The organism is Agromyces molybdatiresistens (assembly GCF_052748445.2).
This window is the reverse complement of record NZ_CM188258.1, coordinates 3,639,089-3,658,524: the sequence shown is the minus strand read 5'-3', so window position 1 is coordinate 3,658,524 and position 19,436 is coordinate 3,639,089. Positions and strand designations below refer to the sequence as shown.

The following is a 19,436-nucleotide window of genomic DNA, read 5'->3' as shown; positions in this document are numbered from 1 at the left end:
GCGAAATCCGCATCGCGGGCCGGGCCGCAGCGCCCTATCGTGGGCGGAGGGTCGTCGCCCGGGGGCGGGCGAGCACGACCTCGAGGTCGCGGGAGAGGCCCGCGCAGTGGGGGAGCGGCGATGAGCGAGCCATCCGACGAGGCCATGCCGGCGCCGACGCCGGCGCAGCTGGCGCTGCTGGCGGTGCCCGCGATCGTGATCGGCGTGCTGTCGGCCCTCGTGCTTCGCCTGCTCGACGTCAGCGCGGGCGCGCTGGAGGACCTCGTCTGGACCACGGTGCCGGAGGCGCTCGGCATCGCGCCCGACGGGTGGTGGATCGTCGTCGTCCTGACGGCGACGGGTCTCGCCGTCGGCGTCTGCCTGCAGTTGCTCCCGGGCCACGGCGGCCCGGACACCGCGACGACGGAGCTCGTCGAGCCGCCGCTCCGGCTCCGTGTGCTGCCCGGACTCGCCGTCGTGACCGCGCTGGGCCTGGCCGGCGGGGTGAGCCTCGGGCCGGAGAACCCGATCATCGCGATCAACGTCGCACTCGCCGTGGCCGTGCTCGGGAGGTTCATGCCGCGCGTCGGCGCGAAGCTCGCGATGCTCATGGCCGGCGCGGGCACGATCGGCGCGCTGTTCGGCTCGCCCGTCGCCGCGGCGCTGCTGTTCACGGGCATCCTCGCCGCGGTGCGCGGGGGCGGTGCGCTCTGGGACAAGCTGTTCCTGCCGCTGGCTTCGGCGGCGGCTGCGGCGCTCACGATGCACCTGCTCGGCGCGCCGCCGCTCGAGTTCCAGATCCCGCTCGAGGCGCTGGAGCCCATCGACCTGCTCTGGGGAACGCTCATCGCGATCGCCGCCGTGATCGTCGGGCTCGCCGCGACGTACCTCTTCCCACTGGTGCACCGCGCGTTCCACGGCCTGCGGCACCCGATCCTCATCGCCACCGCGGGCGGGTTCGTCCTCGGGCTGCTCGGCCTGCTCGGCGGACCGATCACCCTCTTCAAGGGTCTCGACCAGATGGGCGAACTCCTGGAGAACCCGGACGACTACGACGCGCCGACCCTCGCGCTCATCGTGGGGGTGAAGATCCTCGCGCTCCTCGTGGCGGCGAGCGCGGCGTTCCGCGGCGGCCGCGTCTTCCCCGCCGCCTTCATCGGCGTCGCATTCGGCATGCTCGGGCACGCGCTGTTCCCCGACATCCCGCTCGCGTTCGCCGTCGCGTGCGCCCTGCTCGGGATCCTGCTCGTCGTGACGCGCGACGGCTGGCTCGCGCTCTTCCTCGCGGTGGCCGTGTCGGGCGACATCTCGCTGCTGTCGTGGCTGTGCGCGATCGTGCTGCCGACGTGGCTGCTCGTCTCGAAGGCGCCGGAGTTCCGGATCACGTCGCGAGCGCCGGCCGGGGGGTCGCCGGCCGCACCCGACACCCAACCGGCCGCGACGCCCGCGCCGGCCGCGACGCCCGACGCGGCAGCGCCCGACCGCGACGACCCCGCGGACGCACCGCGCGACGACCGCGGGTAGGGTTCGGGGTGGATCTCGACGCCCTCCGCCGGCACCCCGACCTCGAGGCGCCGGGCCTGGCCGCCGCGGATGCCGCGGACCGCCTGATCCTCGACGAGTCGGCGCCCGCGCTCGCCGAGGCGGCCTCCGTCCCGGCCGCGGTCGTCGTGGTCGACGACGCCTACGGCGCGCTCGCGCTCGGCGCCGTCGCGGCCGGAGCACGGGACGTGCGCGTGCACCAGGACCCGATCACCGGCGAGCGCGCGCTCGCCGAGAACGCGGTCCGGCTCGGCATCCCCGACGCGGACCGTCCACGCAGCCTTCCGCTCGCGCCCGAGCTCGTGGAGGGCGCCCGGATCGTCCTCATGCGCCTCCCCCGTTCGCTCGACCGGCTCGACGAGGTCGCCGGTCTCATCGCGCGGCACGCCGCGCCCGACGTCCGCGTCGTCGCCGGAGGTCGCATCAAGCACATGTCGGTCGCGATGAACGACGTGCTCGGCCGGTGGTTCGACCGCGTCGACGTCTCGCACGCGCGGCAGAAGTCGCGCGTGCTCGTCGCGACGGCGCCGTCGGCCGAAGGGGGCGCCACGATCGCGTCGTGGCCGCGGGCGGCGCGCGACGACGCGCTCGATCTCGAGGTCGTCGCCCACGGCGGCGTGTTCGCGGGCGCGACGGTCGACATCGGCACCCGCTTCCTGCTCGGCGTGCTCGGCGATGCGGTGCCGGACGCCCCGACCGCCGTGGATCTCGCGTGCGGCTCGGGCGTGGTCGCCGCCTGGCTCGCTCGCGAGCGCCCGGGGCTCGTGGTGCGCGCCTCGGACCGGAGTGCGGCGGCCGCGGCATCCGCTCGTCTCACCGCCGTCGCGAACGGCGTCGCCGAGCGCGTCGAGGTGACCCGCGCCGACGGTCTCGAGCACCTGCCCGACGCGAGCGAACGTCTCGTCGTGCTGAACCCGCCGTTCCACTCGGATGCCGCCGTCCACACGGGCATCGCCACGCACCTGTTCGGCGAGGCCGCGCGCGTGCTCGCTCCCGGCGGCGAGCTCTGGTGCGTCTGGAACTCGCACCTGCGCTACCGCCCGCTGCTCGAGCACATCGTCGGGCCCACCCGCCAGATCGCCCGCAACCCGAAGTTCACCGTCACCGCCTCCACCCGCCGCTGACGCCCGGGGCGGGTCGCGCGCCCGGAACTGGGGCGTGCGGGAGCGCCGCGAACCTGTCAGGCTCGGAGGGTGACCACCACGGCCGCGACGAGCCGTCGTCGTCTCCCGACGGGGACGGTCACCTTCCTGTTCACGGATGTCGAGGGGTCGACCCGTCTCGTCGAGGCTGCCGCCGAGCGCTGGCCCGCGCTGCTCGAGGAGCACGACCGAATCGTGCGCGACGCGATCACCGGGTGCGGCGGCACGGTGGTCAAGACCGAGGGCGACGGCTTCTTCGCCGCCTTCGCGTCCGCCGTCGACGCGGTGGCCGCAGCGGTCGCCGCCCAGCGCGCGATCGCCGGCCACGTGTGGCCCGAGGGCCTCGCGCCCAAGGTCCGCATGGGGCTCCATACGGGCCTCGGCCTGCTCGGTGGCGACGACTACATCGGGCTGGACGTCCACCGCGCATCCCGGATCACGGCCACCGCGCACGGCGGGCAGGTCGTGCTCTCGGCCGCGACCGCCGCGCTCGTCGAGCACGAACTGCCCGGCGGGGTCGCGCTGCGCGACCTCGGGCGGCACCACCTGCGCGACCTCTCGCAGCCCGAGCGGATCTTCCAGCTCGACGTCGACGGCCTCGCCAGGAGCTTCCCCGCATTGCGGTCGCTCGAGGTCGTGCGGAACAACCTGCCGTCGCAGGTCACGCACTTCGTGGGCCGCCGGCGCGAGTGCGCACGCGTGCGCGAACTCCTGGAGTCCTCGCGGGTCGTGACCATCACGGGCACGGGCGGAACGGGCAAGACTCGCCTCGCCCTCCAGGTCGGCGCCGAGTTCGGCGACCGGTTCCGCGACGGCGTGTGCTTCGTCGACCTGGCGCCACTCGACGACCCCGACGTGGTGCCGTCGCAGGTGCTGCGCTCGCTCGGCGAGGACTCGGCTCCGGGGAACCGGCCGCCGCGCGACGCGCTGCTCGACCGGATGGCCGACCGCGAGGTGCTGATGATCCTCGACAACTTCGAGCAGGTCATCGCCGCGGCATCCCTCGTCGCCGACCTGGTGACGGCGTCGCCGAGGTCGCGCTTCCTCGTCACCTCCCGAGGGCCGTTGCGGATCGCCGCCGAGCAGGAGATGCCGCTCGAGCCGATGGAACTCCCGGACCGGCGCGATCCCGCTCGCGTGACGCAGGCGGACGCGGTCGCACTGTTCGTCGACCGGGCGACGGCCGTGCGCCCCGACTTCGCGGTGACGCCCGAGAACGCCGCCGCGGTGTCCGACCTCGTGCGCGGGCTCGACGGCCTCCCGCTCGCGATCGAGCTCGTCGCGTCGCGCGTACGACTGCTGCCGGTCCCCGAGATCCTCGCGCGACTCGATCCGGCGAGGCCCGGTACCGGGTCGATCGACCTGCCGGAGCGCCAGCGGACGATCGAGGGGGCGATCGCGTGGAGCCACGACCTCCTCGACCCGCCCGTCCAGGAGCTCTTCGCACGACTCGGGGTGTTCGCCGGCGGCGCCGACCTCGAGCAGATCGAGCGCGTCTGCGGCGACGTCGGCATCGACCTGCTGAGCGGGCTCTCCGAGCTCGTCGACCAGGGCCTGCTGCGCCAGGTCTCGGCGCCCGGCGGCTGGGCGCGCTTCCGAACGTTGCACGTGATCCGCGAGGTCGCCCTGCTGAAGCTCGAGGCGAGCGGCGAGGCGGCGGCGATCCACCGCCGTCACCTCGAGGCGTACGCCGACTGGGCCGAGGAGGTCGCCGCGCACGTCATGGGGGAGGACCGCTCGGAGTGGCTCGACCGGTTCGACGCCGACCACGACAACGTGCGCACCGCGCTCGACTGGGCGGCCGTCCACGGCGAGACCGACTTCGCGCTGCGGCTGGCCGCCGCGTCGTGGCGGTTCTGGCAGTCCCGCGGTCACCTCCACGAGGGCCGCAGCCGACTCGAGACCGTGGTGTCGTTGCCGGGCGGCGAGCCCCGGCACCGCGCCCTGGCACTCGAGGCGCTCGGCGGCGTGTACTGGTGGCAGGGCGAGATCGACCGGTGCATCGCGCCCTACCGTGAGGCGCTCGTGATCCAGCGCGAGCTCGGCGATCCCGCCGAGATCGCCAACGCGATCTACAACTCGGCCATCGGGCAGTCCGTGGCGGCGGTGACGGCGGGCGTCACCGACGAGGTCCGCCGTGAGGTGTTCGGCCTCTACGACGAGGGCGAGGCGATCTACCGGCGGCTCGGCGATGAGAACGGGCTCGGCAACATCACCTGGGGGCGCGGGCTCGCGGTCTCCGACCTCGATGACGACATCCCGCGCGCGCTCGAGCTCTTCAACGAGAGCATCGAGCACTACCGGCGCGCCGGCAACGAGTTCGGCATGGGCTGGGGCATGTTCGAGGTCGCCATCTTCAGCGCCCGGCTCGACGACATCGATACGTCGTGGGTCTACCTCGAGCAGGGACTCGAGCTCTTCACCCGTCACCGGGACGTCTCGGCCGTCGTGCTGTTCCTCTCGCTCGCGGCCGCGCTCGCGCAGGCCGCCGGAGACGACGAGCGCGCGGCGCGCCTCGCCGGGGCGGTGCGCGGCCTCCGCAACTCGTCCGGCGCGAAGATCGTGGACCACGAGATGACGCGCATCCGCGGGCTCTCGATCGATGAGCTCGATCCGACGCGCGAGGACCTGGCGCCGCTCTACCGGGCGGGCCTGAAGATGGACCTGTCGCAGGCCGTCGCGTACGCCCTCGGTCGCGACCCCACGGCCGACGCCGGGTGACGGCGCGGGCGCCGTGCGTCCTGACGAAGGGGGACGTGCGAGCGGGCCGGGAGCGTGTCAGTCTGGGATCGTGACGTCCACCATCGAGCAGCTCGACGCCGACCTCGTCACCGACGAGGCCGTGCGGCCCGACCTGCCCTGGCAGACCATCGTGTGGGACGACCCGGTGAACCTCATGACCTACGTCACCTACGTCTTCCGCAGCTACTTCGGCTACCCCCGCGAGGATGCAGAGCGGCTCATGCTGCAGGTCCACAACGAGGGGCGGGCGGTCGTGGCATCCGGCAACCGCGAGGCCATGGAGCGGCACGTGCACGCCATGCACGGATACGGCCTGCAGGCCACCGTCTCGAGGGTCGAGCCGTGATCGTCGCCGGACGCGAGGGGGGCGCCGACGGCGTGCGGATCGTGCTGGAGACCGAGGAGGCGATGCTCCTCTCCGAGCTCGCCGACCAGGTCGACTCGGTGCTGCTGCTCGGCGGCGACGACGATCCGGCGCTCGGCCGGCTGTTCCCCTCTGCGTACCCCGACGACCAGGAGGCCGCGAACGACTTCACGCGCTACACGCGCGACAGCCTGGTCGACGGCAAGCGGCAGGCCGCCCAGTCGGTCCGCGACGCGACCGCGACCGAGCGCGACGCGGGTCTCGTCGAGATCGAGCTCGACCAGGCGGAGGCGTGGGGCTGGCTCACCTTCCTCACCGACCTGCGGCTGATCCTCGCCGAGCGCGTCGGCGTGACGGACCCCGACGAGGCCCAGCCGGCCGACGACGAACGCGACGACTACCTGCGCGCCGCCTACGAGTGGGCGGGCATCGTGCAGGGATCGATGCTCGAGGTGCTCGACCCCATCGGGCGGTAGCGGATGCCGCGGGGCGACGGGCCGAAAGTCCCGTCGCCGCCTCCTCCGGGAGGGGACGATGCGCGTGAGCACGCCCATCGGGGGGCGTGCCGGAGGGAGGCGTGCCATGTCCGACACGAATGTCACCGGCTGGGTCGGCTGGGGCTGGTTCGCCGGGGTGATGATCATCATCTCCGGCGCGATCGGCTCCATCTACGGGCTCATCGCGATCCTGCTGCCGGACAACACGTACTTCCTGAAGCCGTCCGACGGCGAGCTGCTGATCCTCGACGCCGCGGGCTGGGGATGGCTGCACCTCTTCCTCGGGATCTTCCTCATCCTGGTCGGCATCGCCCTGCTCGCCGGCGCCGGCTGGGCCCGGGTCGTGGCGATCATCCTGGCGGCGTTCAGCGCGCTGGCGAACCTCATGGTGCTGCCGCTCCAGCCCTGGTGGTCGGCCATCGTCATCGCGGTGGACATCTTCGTGATCTACGCGCTGACCGTTCACGGCAGGGAACTCGCCGTCAAGCGCTGACACGCCGAACGGCCCCGAGAGGCCCATGCTCGACCCCGCGGCGCTCGGACTGGCAGTCTGGGTGCCGCGGGTCCGGCGCCTGCGCCGTGGAACGGCGCGACGGGTCCCGCTGAGCGGAGGAGCGATGTCCCAGCCGTCGTCGATCTCGGGGATCCTGCGGGAGCCCACGCGGACGACCGAGTCCACCGAGTCATCCGCGCTGATCATCGGCGCGCTCGTGTTCGTGATCGCGGCGCCCGTCGGCCTGATCATGTTCTGGGGGCGGAACCTGCCGATCGCCGGACCGGGCTCGCTCGGCACGATCGTCGCGATCGGTTCGGCGATCGTGGCGATCCTCGCGTTCGTCGCCGGTCGGGTCCTGCTGAAGCGCCGCTTCGGTCCGGCGCCCGCTGATCCGACGATCGAGGATGCCGCGGCCACGCGCAGCGCGACCGGCCCGCGCGGCGCGGAGGCACCGCCCCTGCGCTGGTTCGACGTGCTCGCCCTGTCGCTCGCGCACGCCGTGATCGCACTGCTCGGCTGGACGGGGCTCGCCGACGTGCTCGAGCAGAGCTTCCTCGGCGCGGAGGTCTTCCCCATCCCGGGCGCGCTCCTGTTCGGCGTGGCGCTGGCGCTGACCGCCTACATCTGCTTCCTGTCGTCGGTGCGGATGACGCCGATGCTGCTGTCGATCGTGCTCGCCGCGTTCCTGGTGGTCGGCGTCATCACCGCCATGCTCAGCTCGAGCGATCCGCTGTGGTGGGAGAAGAACCTCAGCGCCCTCGGCATGACCGACGACGTGTCGGCGCTCGCGTTCAACCTCACGCTCATCATCGCCGGCGCGATCGTGACGATCGTCGCCAGGTACGCCACCGCCGGGCTCCCGGCGACGACCGACCGCGATCGGCGCGGCCGCGACTTCGTCCGCTACGGTCTCGTGGCCATCGGGATCCTGCTCGCGTGCGTCGGCATCTTCCCCGTCGACGAGTTCTTCGCCGTGCACAACACGGTCGCGACGGGAATGGCCGTGGTCTACGCGGTGATCGTGATCGGCCTCCCGCGCTTCCTGCCCTCGATGCCACGCGTCTTCGTGATGCTCGGCTGGGTCTACGTCGGCGTGATCGTCGTGCTGGGCGTGTTCTTCGCGATCGGCTACTACAACCTGACCGCGGTCGAACTCGTGGCCGGGCTGCTCATCTTCAGCTGGATCATCCTGTTCCTCCGGAACACCGGCACGGTCGGAGCGAGACGGGTCGTGGCGGTCACCGCCTGAGACGACGAACGGCCGGGCCCCGCGGGTGCCCGGCCGTTCGCGATGCCGTGTCAGACGCTGAGGGCCTTGGCCTTGATGGCCTCGTACTCCTGCGCGGTGATGGTGCCCGCGTCGAGCAGCGCCTTCGCCTTGGCGATCTCGTCGGACGGGCTCGCCGCCCCGCCCGCCGTCTGGCGGATGTACGCCTCGGTCGCCGCCTGCGCCTCGGACGCCTGCTTCGCGGAGCGCCTGGCCATGCCGTCACCGCGCGCGATGAGGTAGATGAGCGCCGTGAGGAAGGGCAGGAAGACCAGGAAGATGATCCAGACCGCCTTCCACCAGCCGTTGAGCTGGTGGTCGCGGAACAGGTCGCCGATGATCGCGAACAGCGCGAAGAGGTAGGCGATGAATGCGAAGCTCCAGAAGAAGATCCACACGAAGCTCCAGAAGTTGTCCCAGAAGTCCACGGGGGTGCGCCTTTCCAGTCGTTGACGGGGACGCCGGATGTCGCCCCCGAGCGTCACCCTAGCGGCGTGGGAGGCCGGAGCGGGATGAATTCACGCGAAACGCGTGAACTTCCGCCGTACGTCCGTATCGGCTCTGGCGCCGTGCGACGGACGCCCATAGGGTTCTCGACGAGGGGGTAACAATGGCTGCATTCGAATACGGTCCGGTCGACGTCTACGTCGTGAGTTTCGAGGGCGATCGCCTCGACACGGCGACGGCGACTGCGCTGGGTGAACTCATGGTCGGCGACGAGATCCGGTTGCTCGACCTGTTGATCGTCTCGCGGGGCGACGGCGGCGAGGTCACGGTCCGCGAGTACGAGGAGTTCCGCGACGAGGCCGGGTTCACGGTCGTCGAGCTCGAGGCGTCCGGCGTCATCGGCGACGAGGACATCGACGAGCTGGCCGACACGATCCCGCCGGGCACGTCCGGGGCGATCATGGCGGTGGAGCTGCTGTGGGCGAAGAAGCTCGCGTCGGCGTTCGCCGAGTCGGGCGGCGAGGTGCTGCAGGTCGAGCGGATCCCCGCGTCGGTCGTGAACGAGGTGCTCGCCGAGGCGAGCGACGAGGAGTAGGGGGAATCATGCCGATTCGGAGGATGGGACGACCCGGGCTGATCGGGATGGCCGCGCGCACCGCGGTGGTCGCGGGCACCGCGACCGCGGTGAGCGGCAACGTCGCTCGTCGTCAGCAGGCGAGGGCTGCCGACCAGCAGGCCGAGCAGCAGGCTGCGGCGCAGCAGCAGTGGGAGGCCGAGCAGTACCAGGCCCAGCAGGCGGCGGCGCAGCAGGCGCCTCCTCCGCCCGCGCCGGCGGCCGGCGGTGGCGTCGATGTCGTCGCCGAGCTGCAGAAGCTCGCGACGCTGAAGGAGCAGGGCATCCTGAGCGACGCCGAGTTCGCGGCGGCGAAGGCGAAGCTGCTCGGCTGAGGCGCGTCCGTGGGGGAAGAGGAGTCGCACCCCGGGTGGAGGCGCGCGACCGAGATCGTCGGCGTCTTCCTGCTCTCCGTCGTCGCCGTGCTGACGGCGTGGTGCGGGTTCCAGGCCTCGAAGTGGGGCGGCGAGATGTCGATCGCCTTCAGCCAGGCCTCCAGCGCGCGCATCCAGGCGGCGAGCGCCGAGGGCGAGGTGCGGTCGGCCGAGGCGTTCGACCTGACGATCTACGCGGCCTACGTCGAGGCCGTCGGCAACGGCAACGAGGAGCTCGCGGAGTACATCCGCGCACGGTTCACGCCCGAGTTCGAGGTGGCCTACATCGAGTGGGTCGCCGACGGCGAGGTCGAGCGGGCACCGTTCGCGCGCGAGGAGTACGTGCCCGAGGGCACGTTCGAGGCGAAGGAACTGAGCGATCGCGCGGACGAGAAGTTCGCCCTGGCGCTCGAGAACAACCAGCGCGGCGACAACTACTCGCTGCTGACCGTGCTGTTCGCGCTCGTGCTCTTCCTCACCGCGATGTCGCAGCGCGAGATCGCGCCCTGGGTGGCACGAACCCTGCTCGGGCTCGCCTTCGTCGTCACCGTGGTCGGCATCGTCATCATGGCGACCTTCCCGATCCGGATCTGATCGGATGACCACTCGCCGCACCGCCTCCGGCGCGCCCCGCGCGCCGCGTGCGCGCCCGTTCGCCGGCCTGAACCGCGGGAACCTCGTCCGCGAGCTCGGCGCCGGCGTGACGCTGCTCGCCATCGCGGTGCCGCTGAACATCGGCTACGCGCAGATCGCGGGGCTCCCGCCGACGGCGGGCCTCTACGCGCTCGTGGTCCCGTCGATCGTGTTCGCGCTGACGGCCTCGTCGCGGCAGCTCGTCGCGTCACCGGATGCCGCGGCATCCGCCCTCGTGGCGTCGTCGATCGGCGGCCTCGCCGTCGCCGGGAGCGCCGACTACGCGACGATGGCGCTCGCCCAGGCGATCATCTGCGGCGTCGTGTTCCTGCTGTGCGCGGTGTTCAGGCTCGGCTTCCTCGCGAGCTTCCTGTCGAAGCCCGTGCTCGTCGGGTTCATCGGCGGACTGGCACTCGACATCCTCGTCAGCCAGCTCGCGAAGATGCTCGGCGTGCCGATCGACTCGGGCAGGGAGTTCGTCGACAAGGTCGCGGAGCTGGCCGGCAACCTCGGCGAGGCCGATCTCTGGTCGGCGGTGATCGCGATCGCGTCGGTGCTCGTCCTCGTCATCGGCCGACGCGTGGCGCGGCTCGTGCCGTGGGCGCTCGTCGTGCTCGTGTGCTCGACGATCGCGGTCGTGCTGCTCGACCTCGACGACGCCGGGGTCGACGTGCTGGGGGAGGTGCCCGCCGGGCCGCCCGTGCTGACGTGGCCGATCCTCGACTGGGCGACCTGGGGCGCGCTCGTGCCCTCCGCGCTCGCGCTGGTGCTCGTGACCATCGCCGAAGGGCTCCTCGTCGCCCGGGCCTACGCCGAGCGCCACGGCTACCGCGACGAGCCGAACCGCGACCTCTTCGCGTTCGGGCTCGGCAACCTCGCGGCGGGAGCGAGCGGCGGGTACGTCGTGGGCGCCTCGGCGTCGCGCACCGCGGCGGTCGACCTCGCGGGGTCGCGCACGCAACTGCCGGCCGTCGTGGCGGCCATCGGCACGCTGCTCCTGCTGCTCTTCGGCACGGCGGTCCTCGCCGACATCCCGTCGCCCGCGATCGGCGCCGTCGTCGCCGTCGCGGTCGCCCCGCTCCTCGGCATCCGCGACTTCCGCCAGCTGTGGCGCACCTCCCCGTTCGAGTTCTGGATCGCCGTGATCTGCTTCGCGGCGACGCTGTTCATCGGAGCCATCCCCGGCATCCTGGTCGCGTTCGTGCTCGCGCTCGTGAACCTCGCCCGCCGGGCCGCGCGGCCCGCGCTCGACGTGCTCGCCGACGACGGCGAGCCCGCGGACTCGCTGCTCGACCCTGCACCGAAGGGCAGCGTCACCGCCCCCGGGGTGGTCGTGCTGCGTCTCGCGGCGCCGCTCTTCTTCGCCAACGCCGCGTCGTTCGTCGATGCCGCGAAGCGAGCGGTGACGGATGCCTCGGAGCCGGTGCACCGCCTGGTGCTCGACGCCGAGGCGATCACGGATCTCGACGTGACCGGCGCCGAGGCGTTCGCCTCGCTCCGCGACTGGCTGCGCGAGCGGGACGTCGCGCTCTCGATGAGCCGCATGCGTCCGGGAGTGCGGGCCGTGTTCGGGCGGTTCGGACTGCTCGACGGCGTCGAGGTGCACCCGACCAACCGGGAAGCGCTGGCGGCCGCCGCCACCCCCGCGACCGCGGCGCCCGCCCCGGTCGCACCGGACGACGAGGAGGACGCCCATGGGCCAGACGATCGGTGACATCCTGCCCCTCGCGGTGGGCATCGCGATCAGCCCGATCCCGATCATCGCCGCCATCCTGATGCTGCTCTCGCCGAAGGCGCGCGTGACGAGCGTCGGGTTCCTCGGCGGGTGGGTGCTGGGCATCGCGGTCGCGGCGACGGTGTTCACCCTGCTGTCGTCGGTGCTGCCCGAGGGCGACGAGGATGCCTCGAAGCCCGTCACCGCCGTCATGCAGCTCCTGCTCGGGGCCGGCCTGCTGTTCCTCGCCCTCCGCCAGTGGCGAAGCCGCCCCGCACCCGGCGAGGAGCCGCCGCTGCCGAAGTGGATGGCCGGCATCGACGCCATGACCGCCCGCCGGGCGTTCGGGCTCGGCTTCCTGCTCGCGGCGGTCAATCCGAAGAACCTCCTGCTCGGTGCGGCGGCGGGCCTCGCCGTCGGTTCGGCGGGGCTCGACCTGGGTTCCGTCGTCGTCGTGCTCCTGGTGTTCACCGTGATCGCCGCGGCATCCGTCGCCGTGCCGGTGATCGCCTACCTCGTGGCATCCGACCGCATGGCGGCCCCGCTCGAGCGACTCCGCGGCTGGCTCGTGCACAACAACGCGACCGTCATGGCCGTGCTCCTGCTCGTGATCGGCGTCGTGCTGATCGGCAAGGGCATCGGCAACCTCTGACCTCGGCGCCGCGAGACGGCGCCGGAACGACCATCCCGGAATGGAAGGAATGCACCACATGTCGAACAACGACGCCACCGAGACGATCCGCGAACAGCAGCGGGAACTGGCCGACGCCCTGCCGTTCGCCGACCGGCGGGACTTCGAGGCCGCGGAGCGCGGGTTCGTCGCCGCGCTGGACCCGAGCGAGATCCGCGACGCGGACGGGAACGTCGTCTGGGACGCGAACGAGTTCGCCTTCATCACGGGCGACGCGCCCGACACGGTGAACCCGAGCCTCTGGCGGCAGTCGACGCTCGTGTCGAAGCAGGGCCTGTTCGAGGTGACCGAGGGCATCTACCAGGCCCGCGGACTCGACCTCTCGAACGTCAGCTTCATCGAGGGCGACACGGGCGTCATCGTGATCGACCCCCTCATCTCGAAGGAGACCGCGGCCGCCGCGCTCGCGCTGTACCGCGAGCACCGGGGCGACCGGCCGGTCGTCGCGGTGATCTTCACGCACAGCCACATCGACCACTTCGGCGGCGTGCTCGGGATCGTGGACCCCGAGGACGTCCGACCCGACCGGGTGCAGGTCGTCGCGCCCGTCGGGATCGTCGGCGAGGCCGTGGCCGAGAACGTGTACGCGGGAACGGCGATGGGTCGCCGCGCCGGGTACATGTACGGCGCGGCGCTGGAGCGCGGCCCGCGCGGCGCGGTCGGCGCCGGCCTCGGCCAGTCGACCTCGACCGGCCACCCGGGCATCGTGGTGCCGACGCTCGAGATCCGCAGCACGGGCGAGACCCACGTGATCGACGGCGTCGAGATCGAGTTCCAGATGGCGCCGGGCACCGAGGCGCCGGCGGAGATGCACTTCCTGTTCCCCGGGAAGCGCGCGCTGTGCATGGCCGAGAACGCCACGCACAACCTGCACAACCTGCTGACCCTGCGCGGCGCGCTCGTCCGCGATCCGCACGTGTGGTCGAAGTACCTCACCGAGGCCATCGAGCGGTTCGGCGACCGTGCCGACGTCGTGTTCGCCTCGCACCACTGGCCCACCTGGGGCTCCGACGAGATCCGCGAGTTCCTCGGCCTGCAGCGCGACCTCTACGCGTACCTGCACGACCAGACGCTGCGCATGCTGAACCGCGGCATGACCGGCGCCGAGATCGCCGAGGAGATCCAGCTGCCGCCGGCGCTCGAGAACGCCTGGCACGCGCGCGGCTACTACGGTTCGGTCAGCCACAACGTCAAGGCCATCTACCAGCGCTACATGGGCTGGTTCGACGGCAACCCCGCCCGCCTCTGGCCGCACCCGCCCAAGGCGCAGGCCGAGCGGTACGTCGCCGCGATCGGCGGGGTCGACCGGGTCGTCGAGCTCGCTCGCGAGGCGTTCGACGCGGGCGACTTCCGGTGGGCGGCGACGCTGCTCGACCACGCCGTCTTCGCCGAGAGCGACCATGCCGCGGCCCGGGCGCTGTACGCCGACACGCTCGAACAGCTCGCCTACGGCGCCGAGAACGGCACCTGGCGCAACTTCTTCCTCTCGGGGGCCACCGAACTCCGCGGTGAGAACTTCGGCACGCCGACCTCGACGGCGGCACCCGAGATCCTCGCCCAGCTCACGCCCGAGCAGCTCCTCGACGCGATCGCGATCACCGTGGACGGGCCGCGCGCATGGGACCTCGACCTCGCGCTCGACCTGACGTTCGCCGACCTCGGGCGGAACTACCGCGTGACGCTCCGCAACGGCGTGCTCGTCTACGTCGAGAAGCCCGCCGACGAGTCGACCGCGCAGGCGACGGTCTCGCTCGCCAAGCCCCGAATGCTCGCCCTCCTCGGGGGCGACCGCGAGAGCCCGGGGATCGAGAAGTCCGGCGACGACACGGTGCTCGACCGGCTGATGTCGGTGCTGCAGCCGGGCGACCCGTCCTTCGACATCGTCGTGCCGTGACCGTCCGACGGGAGGCGCCGCCTATCGTGGGGTCCGTGACCGAGCAGGCGCTTCCCGTCCCCGCGTCCGGCGGCCCGAGCGCACGCGGGAGCGTGACCGTCATCGCCGTGCTGCTCGTGCTCGTCGCACTCTGGTTCGCGCGCGAACTCGTCGCTCCGCTCGCGCTCGCGCTGGTGCTCGTCGTGATCGTGCACCCGATCCGCCATCCGCTCGAGCGCCGCGGCTGGCCGCGCTGGGCGGCGACCACCGTCGTCATCGCGGTCGCCTACCTGATCCTCGCGGTCCTCGCGGCGCTGCTCGTCTTCGCCGGTGTGCAGTTCGCCGACCTCGTGGTCGACGTCGTCGACGAGCTGCAGGCCGCCGTGGCATCCGTCACCGGCGCCCTCGCCGCGGCGGGCCTCGGGGACCAGCTGGCGGACGCCACGGCATCCGCGCTCGACCCGTCCGCGCTGCTCGACCTCGCGCAGGGCCTCGGCGGGTGGCTGATCGCGTTCCTGACGGCTGCCTTCTTCGTGCTCGCCTACGTGATCTTCATGGCCGCCGACGCGGCACGGTACCGGCGTGCCGAACAGGCGTTCGGCACGGGCATCCGCCCGCGGCTGGATCGCGTCCGGGCCCTGAACTCGTCGGTGCGGCGGTACTACGTCGTCAATGCGACCTTCGGAGCGATCGTCGCGGTCCTCGACGGGCTCGCACTCTGGGCGCTCGGCATCCCCATCCCCGCGGTGTGGGCGATCCTCGCGTTCGTCACGAACTTCATCCCCAACATCGGGTTCGTGCTGGGGCTCATCCCGCCGGCCGTGCTCGCGTTCGTCGTCGGCGGGGTGCCGCTGCTCCTCGCCGTGATCGCGATCTACTCGGTCGTGAACGTCGTGCTGCAGGTGCTCGTTCAGCCGAAGTTCGTCAGCGACGCGGTCGACCTCTCGCTCACGCTGAGCTTCTTCTCGGTCGTGTTCTGGACCTTCGTGATCGGCCCGCTCGGCGCCATCCTGTCCATCCCGCTCACCCTGACGGCACGCGAGGCGTTGCTCGGGGATCGAGACGGCTGGTTGCGCTGGTTGTCGGGCAACGCGGCGATCGGCGCGCCGTCGGATGCGCCGCCCGGCACGGTCGGCGCGCCGGCTTCGGGGTCGGCGGGAACCGGCCAGCCTGAGCCTCCGCCGGGAGCTCTGGATCACGACCGCCCCGCCGGTTAGTCTGCAAGCGGGGAGAGGGGGCACCCATGCCGCAGCGACCGAACGATCAGAGGACGGCCGGATGAGCGCGGGGGTGCACCTCAGGGGCCTCTCGACCGCGGTGCCCGTCACCGAACTCCCACAGCCCGCCGTCCGCGACGTGTTCGCGGCGCAGCCCGGGCTCAATCGGCTCGCGCAGCGCATCATCACGACCTCGTTCGACGTGTCGGGCATCGAGCGTCGGTACACCGTGCTCGAAGAGCTCACGTTCGACGACCTGGGCGACCAGCCCGTGTTCTTCGATCGCGCCACGGGCGACCTGCTCCTGCCGGGCACCAAGGCGCGCAACGAGATCTACGCTGTCGAGGCCACGAAGATGTACCTCGAGGCGGGCCGGCGCGCCATCGCCGCGACGCCCGGCATCGAGGCATCCGACATCACCCATGTCGTGACCGTCTCGTGCACCGGGTTCTACGCGCCGGGCCCCGACTACATGCTGGTGCGCGACCTCGGCCTCGGCCCGGCCGTGCAGCGCTACCACCTCGGATTCATGGGCTGCTACGCGTCGATGCCCGCGCTGCGGACCGCGGCGCAGTTCTGCGTCGCCGACCCCGACGCGGTCGTCCTCGTCGTGAGCGTCGAGCTCTGCACGCTGCACCTGCGCTCGTCGAACGATCCCGACACCATCGTCGCGTCGTCGCTCTTCGCCGACGGGGCCGGCGCCGGCATCGTGACCGCGCGCCCGCTCGAGGAGGGCGAGCGCGCGTTCGCGCTCGACCGCTTCGAGACCCGCATCACCCCCGTCGGCGAGGGCGACATGGCCTGGAAGATCGGCGACCACGGCTTCGAGATGGTCCTCTCGAACGCGGTGCCCGCGATCATCGACGACCACATCACGGGCGCCCTCGAGCCGCTGTTCTCGCCCGACGACGACCTCGCCGAGGCGTTGGCGACGGATGCCGCGGGCGACGCGGTCGCGCACTGGGCCATCCACCCCGGCGGTCGCAGCATCCTCGACAAGGTCGAGTCGCGACTCAGCCTGAGCGAGCCGCAGCTCGAGCCCGCACGCGAGACGCTCCGCGACTTCGGCAACATGTCGAGCGCGACGGTGCTGTTCGTGCTCCGCAACATCCTCGACCGTTCATCGTCGCAGGACGGCGACCGGGTCGCCGCGATGGCGTTCGGCCCGGGACTCACCGTCGAGTCCGCCCTGATGACCGTGAAGGGGTGACGGATGCCGCGAGCCGATGCCCGCGAACCGGGGCTGCTGCGCGCGCTCGCCACGCTCGACCACCGCGATGTCGACTCCCGGGAACTGATGGACGACCCTGCCGCCGACCCGGACGCCCTCGCGCGCACGTTCCGCCGGTTCGGCATCGTGAACCGCATCGTGTCGCGTCCCGCGGCGGTGTACGAGGAGTGGGTGCGGCCGAGGCTCGCGACGACGCACCGCGCCCGCCTGCTCGACGTCGGTGCGGGCGGTGGCGACCTGCCCTTCCGCATCCTGGAGCTCGCGCGCCGCGACGGGCTGCGGCTCGAGGTCGTGGCGATCGACCCCGACGAGCGCGCCGTGCGCGCCGCCGGCCGCTTCGCCGCGCCGGGGCTCGAGTTCCGCGTCGCGACGACGGCCGACCTCGTCGCCGACGGCGAGACCTTCGACGTCGTCTGGTCGAACCACGTGCTGCACCACCTCGGCGCCGCCGAGCTCGGGGCGCTCCTCGCCGACACCGAGCGGCTCGTCGCACCGGGCGGAATCGGCGTGCACGGCGACATCGAGCGCAGTCGCGGCGCCTACCTCGCGTTCTGGGCGGCGACGCTGCCGTTCGCGTGGAACGTGTTCGCGGGCTCGTTCATCCGCCCCGACGGGCTCACCTCGATCCGGCGCAGCCACACCGCGCCCGAGCTGGCGCGGGCCATCCCGCGCGGTTGGCGCGTCAAGCGCGGTTTCCCGTCGCGGCTCGAACTCGTCTGGGGGAGCGAGATCCCGGATGAGTGAGGTCAGGGGCGCACCGACCGCACCGGTCGCCGACCGCCCGATGCACGACGTGGTCGTGGTCGGCGGCGGCGCCGTCGGATTGCTGCTCGCCTGCCTGCTGTCACGGCGCGGGCTCGACGCGGTGGTGCTCGAGCGCCGCCCTGCGGCCGACCCGCTCGCGACGCCCTCGCGGGCGATCGGCATCCATCCGCCGGGGCTCCGCGCCCTCGCCGCCGCGGGCATCGGCGACGAGGTGCGCCGCCGGGCCGTCGTCATCCGCGACGGCCGGGTCACGTGCGACGGGCGGACGCTCGGCAGGCTGCGGTTCCCGCGCTCCGGGCTCGTGCACTCGCTGCCGCAGCGCGAGGTCGAGGCGCTGCTCGAGGAGCGGATCGACGGTGCCCGGACCGTCTCGATGCGCCGCGGGGTCGAGGTCACCGGGCTCACCGACCGCGGCACGCACCTCGTGGTGCACGCGCGCGACGGCGAGCAGCGCGTGGACGTCCCGGCGCGCTACGCGGTGGGTGCCGACGGCGTGCGCAGCGGCATCCGCTCGCTCATCGGCGCCGACTGGAAGCCCCGCCGCGGCCGCGCCTCGTACGTGATGTGCGACACCCGCGACGACACGGGCGCGCCCGAGACGGCGCTGCTGCACTTCGAACCTGCCGGCGTCGTCGAGTCGTTCCCGATGCCCGGCGGGCGGCGGCGGTGGGTCGCGCGCGTCCGGCGCGAGCCGACCGAGCTCGACGCCGCCACGGTCGCGACCGTCGTCGAGGCGCGCACGGGTTCGACGTTCGACACGGATGCCGCGACCGCGCCGACCGCGTTCGAGGCCGCGCAGCACGTCGCCCACCCGATGGCCGCGGGCCGCGTGGCGCTCGTCGGCGACGCCGCGCACGAGATCAGCCCGATCGGCGGGCAGGGCATGAACCTCGGATGGAGCGACGCCGTGCACCTCGACCGGGAGCTCGCCGCTGCGCTCGCCGCGGCCGCGCCGATCGACGTGTTCGCCGCCTACGACCGGTCGCGGCGGGCGGCCGCGCTCCGCGCGACCCGGCAGGCCGCGTTCAACATGCGCATGGGCGCGCCCGCCACCGGCCTGCGGCTGCGCTCCCGGAACGCCGCGGTGCGCGTGCTCGGGCTGCCCGGGCTGCGCGGCGTGCTGGGCCGGGCGTTCACGATGCAGTGGCTGTGACGCCCCGCGGCATCCGTTCGTGTCAGGCGGCGGTGCCGTCGTCGGCGGTTGCGGTCGGCTCCGCCTCGTCCGCCGCCGGCGCGCCCGCCGTCTCCGCCTCGAACGGCGTGAGCACGAAGATCGGGATCTCGCGGTCGGTCCTGGCCTGGTAGCCGTCGTAGTCGGGCCAGACCTCGGTGGCGCGCGACCACCAGGCGTCCTTCTCGGAGCCTGTGACCTCGCGCGCCAGGTAGTCGCGCTTGACGTCGCGGTCCTGCAGCTCGACGTGGGGTTGCTGCTTCATGTTGAAGTACCAGGCGGGGTGCTCGGGCTCGCCGCCCTGCGACGCGACGACGGCGTACTCGCCCTCGTGCTCGATGCGCATGAGCGCGGTCTTGCGCAGCTTCCCGCTCTTCGCGCCGACCGTGGTCAGCACGATGACGGGCCGGCCGCGCAGCGAGTTCGCCTCGCGCCCTCCCGTCGCCTCGTACGTCTCGGCCTGGTCGCGCGCCCACTTCGATGTGCTCGGCGCGTAGTCGCCCTGCAGCGGCATCCGTTCCTCCTCGTTCGGGTCCGTCGTTCCACGGTAACGTGCGCCGTCGGCCCCCGATTCCCGGAGCGCGGGGACCGGCGAGGGCGCGGCCGATCGGGCACGGGATCGGAATACTGCTCGCGGCGACGAAGTTGAGCGTAGTAGACTCAACTTTGTCGAAAGGA

General features: G+C 72.5%; 19 protein-coding genes. 17 read left to right on the top strand and 2 right to left on the bottom strand.

Features of this window, described 5'->3' with window-relative positions:
• The first annotated feature begins 120 nt into the window (after window positions 1-120).
• The 7 genes from ACULK2_RS16945 (at window position 121) to ACULK2_RS16915 (ending at window position 8,011) form a co-directional block, all read left to right on the top strand.
• Window positions 121-1,503, top strand: coding sequence for an ion channel protein (locus tag ACULK2_RS16945; protein ID WP_445967965.1), 1,383 nt, complete (start codon window positions 121-123; stop codon window positions 1,501-1,503).
• Between the two features lie 8 nt (window positions 1,504-1,511).
• Window positions 1,512-2,645 (top strand): class I SAM-dependent methyltransferase, encoded by a 1,134-nt coding sequence (locus tag ACULK2_RS16940; RefSeq protein WP_445967966.1) that lies wholly within the window; start codon window positions 1,512-1,514, stop codon window positions 2,643-2,645.
• Window positions 2,646-2,714: 69 nt separating this feature from the next.
• On the top strand, window positions 2,715-5,384 hold the full coding sequence (locus ACULK2_RS16935; protein WP_445967967.1) for an adenylate/guanylate cyclase domain-containing protein: 2,670 nt from the start codon (window positions 2,715-2,717) through the stop codon (window positions 5,382-5,384).
• Between the two features lie 70 nt (window positions 5,385-5,454).
• Window positions 5,455-5,751, top strand: coding sequence for an ATP-dependent Clp protease adapter ClpS (clpS, locus tag ACULK2_RS16930; protein ID WP_445967968.1), 297 nt, complete (start codon window positions 5,455-5,457; stop codon window positions 5,749-5,751).
• Window positions 5,748-6,245, top strand: coding sequence for a DUF2017 family protein (locus ACULK2_RS16925; RefSeq protein ID WP_445967969.1), 498 nt, complete (start codon window positions 5,748-5,750; stop codon window positions 6,243-6,245). Before clpS ends, ACULK2_RS16925 begins: the two co-directional genes overlap by 4 nt.
• Before the next feature lie 106 nt (window positions 6,246-6,351).
• Window positions 6,352-6,759 (top strand): DUF7144 family membrane protein, encoded by a 408-nt coding sequence (locus tag ACULK2_RS16920; protein ID WP_445967970.1) that lies wholly within the window; start codon window positions 6,352-6,354, stop codon window positions 6,757-6,759.
• A gap of 124 nt (window positions 6,760-6,883) precedes the next feature.
• A complete protein-coding gene (locus ACULK2_RS16915; RefSeq protein ID WP_445967971.1) occupies window positions 6,884-8,011 on the top strand; it encodes a hypothetical protein in 1,128 nt (375 codons plus the stop codon).
• A 50-nt stretch (window positions 8,012-8,061) separates the two neighbouring features.
• Here the strand turns inward: ACULK2_RS16915 and ACULK2_RS16910 are convergent, their stop codons facing one another.
• On the bottom strand, window positions 8,062-8,457 hold the full coding sequence (locus tag ACULK2_RS16910) for an SHOCT domain-containing protein (RefSeq protein WP_445967972.1): 396 nt from the start codon (window positions 8,455-8,457) through the stop codon (window positions 8,062-8,064).
• A 182-nt stretch (window positions 8,458-8,639) separates the two neighbouring features.
• On the opposite strand from ACULK2_RS16910, the gene ACULK2_RS16905 reads away from it, so the two are divergent.
• The 10 genes from ACULK2_RS16905 to ACULK2_RS16860 all read left to right on the top strand — a co-directional run bounded on the left by ACULK2_RS16905 (window position 8,640) and on the right by ACULK2_RS16860 (window position 18,740).
• Window positions 8,640-9,071 (top strand): DUF6325 family protein, encoded by a 432-nt coding sequence (locus ACULK2_RS16905; RefSeq protein ID WP_445967973.1) that lies wholly within the window; start codon window positions 8,640-8,642, stop codon window positions 9,069-9,071.
• Between the two features lie 8 nt (window positions 9,072-9,079).
• Window positions 9,080-9,424 (top strand): SHOCT domain-containing protein, encoded by a 345-nt coding sequence (locus ACULK2_RS16900; RefSeq protein WP_445967974.1) that lies wholly within the window; start codon window positions 9,080-9,082, stop codon window positions 9,422-9,424.
• Between the two features lie 9 nt (window positions 9,425-9,433).
• The gene (locus ACULK2_RS16895; RefSeq protein WP_445967975.1) at window positions 9,434-10,057 is read left to right on the top strand and encodes a hypothetical protein; all 624 of its coding nucleotides are present in this window, start codon (window positions 9,434-9,436) and stop codon (window positions 10,055-10,057) included.
• Between the two features lie 4 nt (window positions 10,058-10,061).
• Window positions 10,062-11,810, top strand: a complete 1,749-nt coding sequence (locus ACULK2_RS16890) for a SulP family inorganic anion transporter (RefSeq protein ID WP_445967976.1) — start codon at window positions 10,062-10,064, stop codon at window positions 11,808-11,810.
• On the top strand, window positions 11,791-12,462 hold the full coding sequence (locus tag ACULK2_RS16885; RefSeq protein ID WP_445967977.1) for a GAP family protein: 672 nt from the start codon (window positions 11,791-11,793) through the stop codon (window positions 12,460-12,462). The genes ACULK2_RS16890 and ACULK2_RS16885 overlap by 20 nt, the downstream gene beginning before the upstream one ends.
• Window positions 12,463-12,520: 58 nt before the next feature.
• Window positions 12,521-14,395 carry an alkyl/aryl-sulfatase gene (locus tag ACULK2_RS16880; protein WP_445967978.1) on the top strand — a complete coding sequence of 625 codons (1,875 nt, stop codon included), beginning with the start codon at window positions 12,521-12,523 and terminating at the stop codon, window positions 14,393-14,395.
• A 35-nt stretch (window positions 14,396-14,430) separates the two neighbouring features.
• Entirely contained in the window at window positions 14,431-15,591 is a 1,161-nt protein-coding gene (locus tag ACULK2_RS16875; protein WP_445967979.1) for an AI-2E family transporter, read from the top strand.
• A 61-nt stretch (window positions 15,592-15,652) separates the two neighbouring features.
• Window positions 15,653-16,801, top strand: coding sequence for a type III polyketide synthase (locus ACULK2_RS16870; protein ID WP_445967980.1), 1,149 nt, complete (start codon window positions 15,653-15,655; stop codon window positions 16,799-16,801).
• A gap of 3 nt (window positions 16,802-16,804) precedes the next feature.
• Window positions 16,805-17,566, top strand: coding sequence for a methyltransferase (locus tag ACULK2_RS16865; RefSeq protein ID WP_445967981.1), 762 nt, complete (start codon window positions 16,805-16,807; stop codon window positions 17,564-17,566).
• Window positions 17,559-18,740 (top strand): FAD-dependent oxidoreductase, encoded by a 1,182-nt coding sequence (locus tag ACULK2_RS16860; RefSeq protein ID WP_445967982.1) that lies wholly within the window; start codon window positions 17,559-17,561, stop codon window positions 18,738-18,740. The genes ACULK2_RS16865 and ACULK2_RS16860 overlap by 8 nt, the downstream gene beginning before the upstream one ends.
• A 22-nt stretch (window positions 18,741-18,762) precedes the next feature.
• On the opposite strand, the gene ACULK2_RS16855 is transcribed toward ACULK2_RS16860, so the two are convergent.
• Window positions 18,763-19,272, bottom strand: a complete 510-nt coding sequence (locus ACULK2_RS16855) for a nitroreductase family deazaflavin-dependent oxidoreductase (RefSeq protein WP_445967983.1) — start codon at window positions 19,270-19,272, stop codon at window positions 18,763-18,765.
• Between the last annotated feature and the right edge of the window lie 164 nt (window positions 19,273-19,436).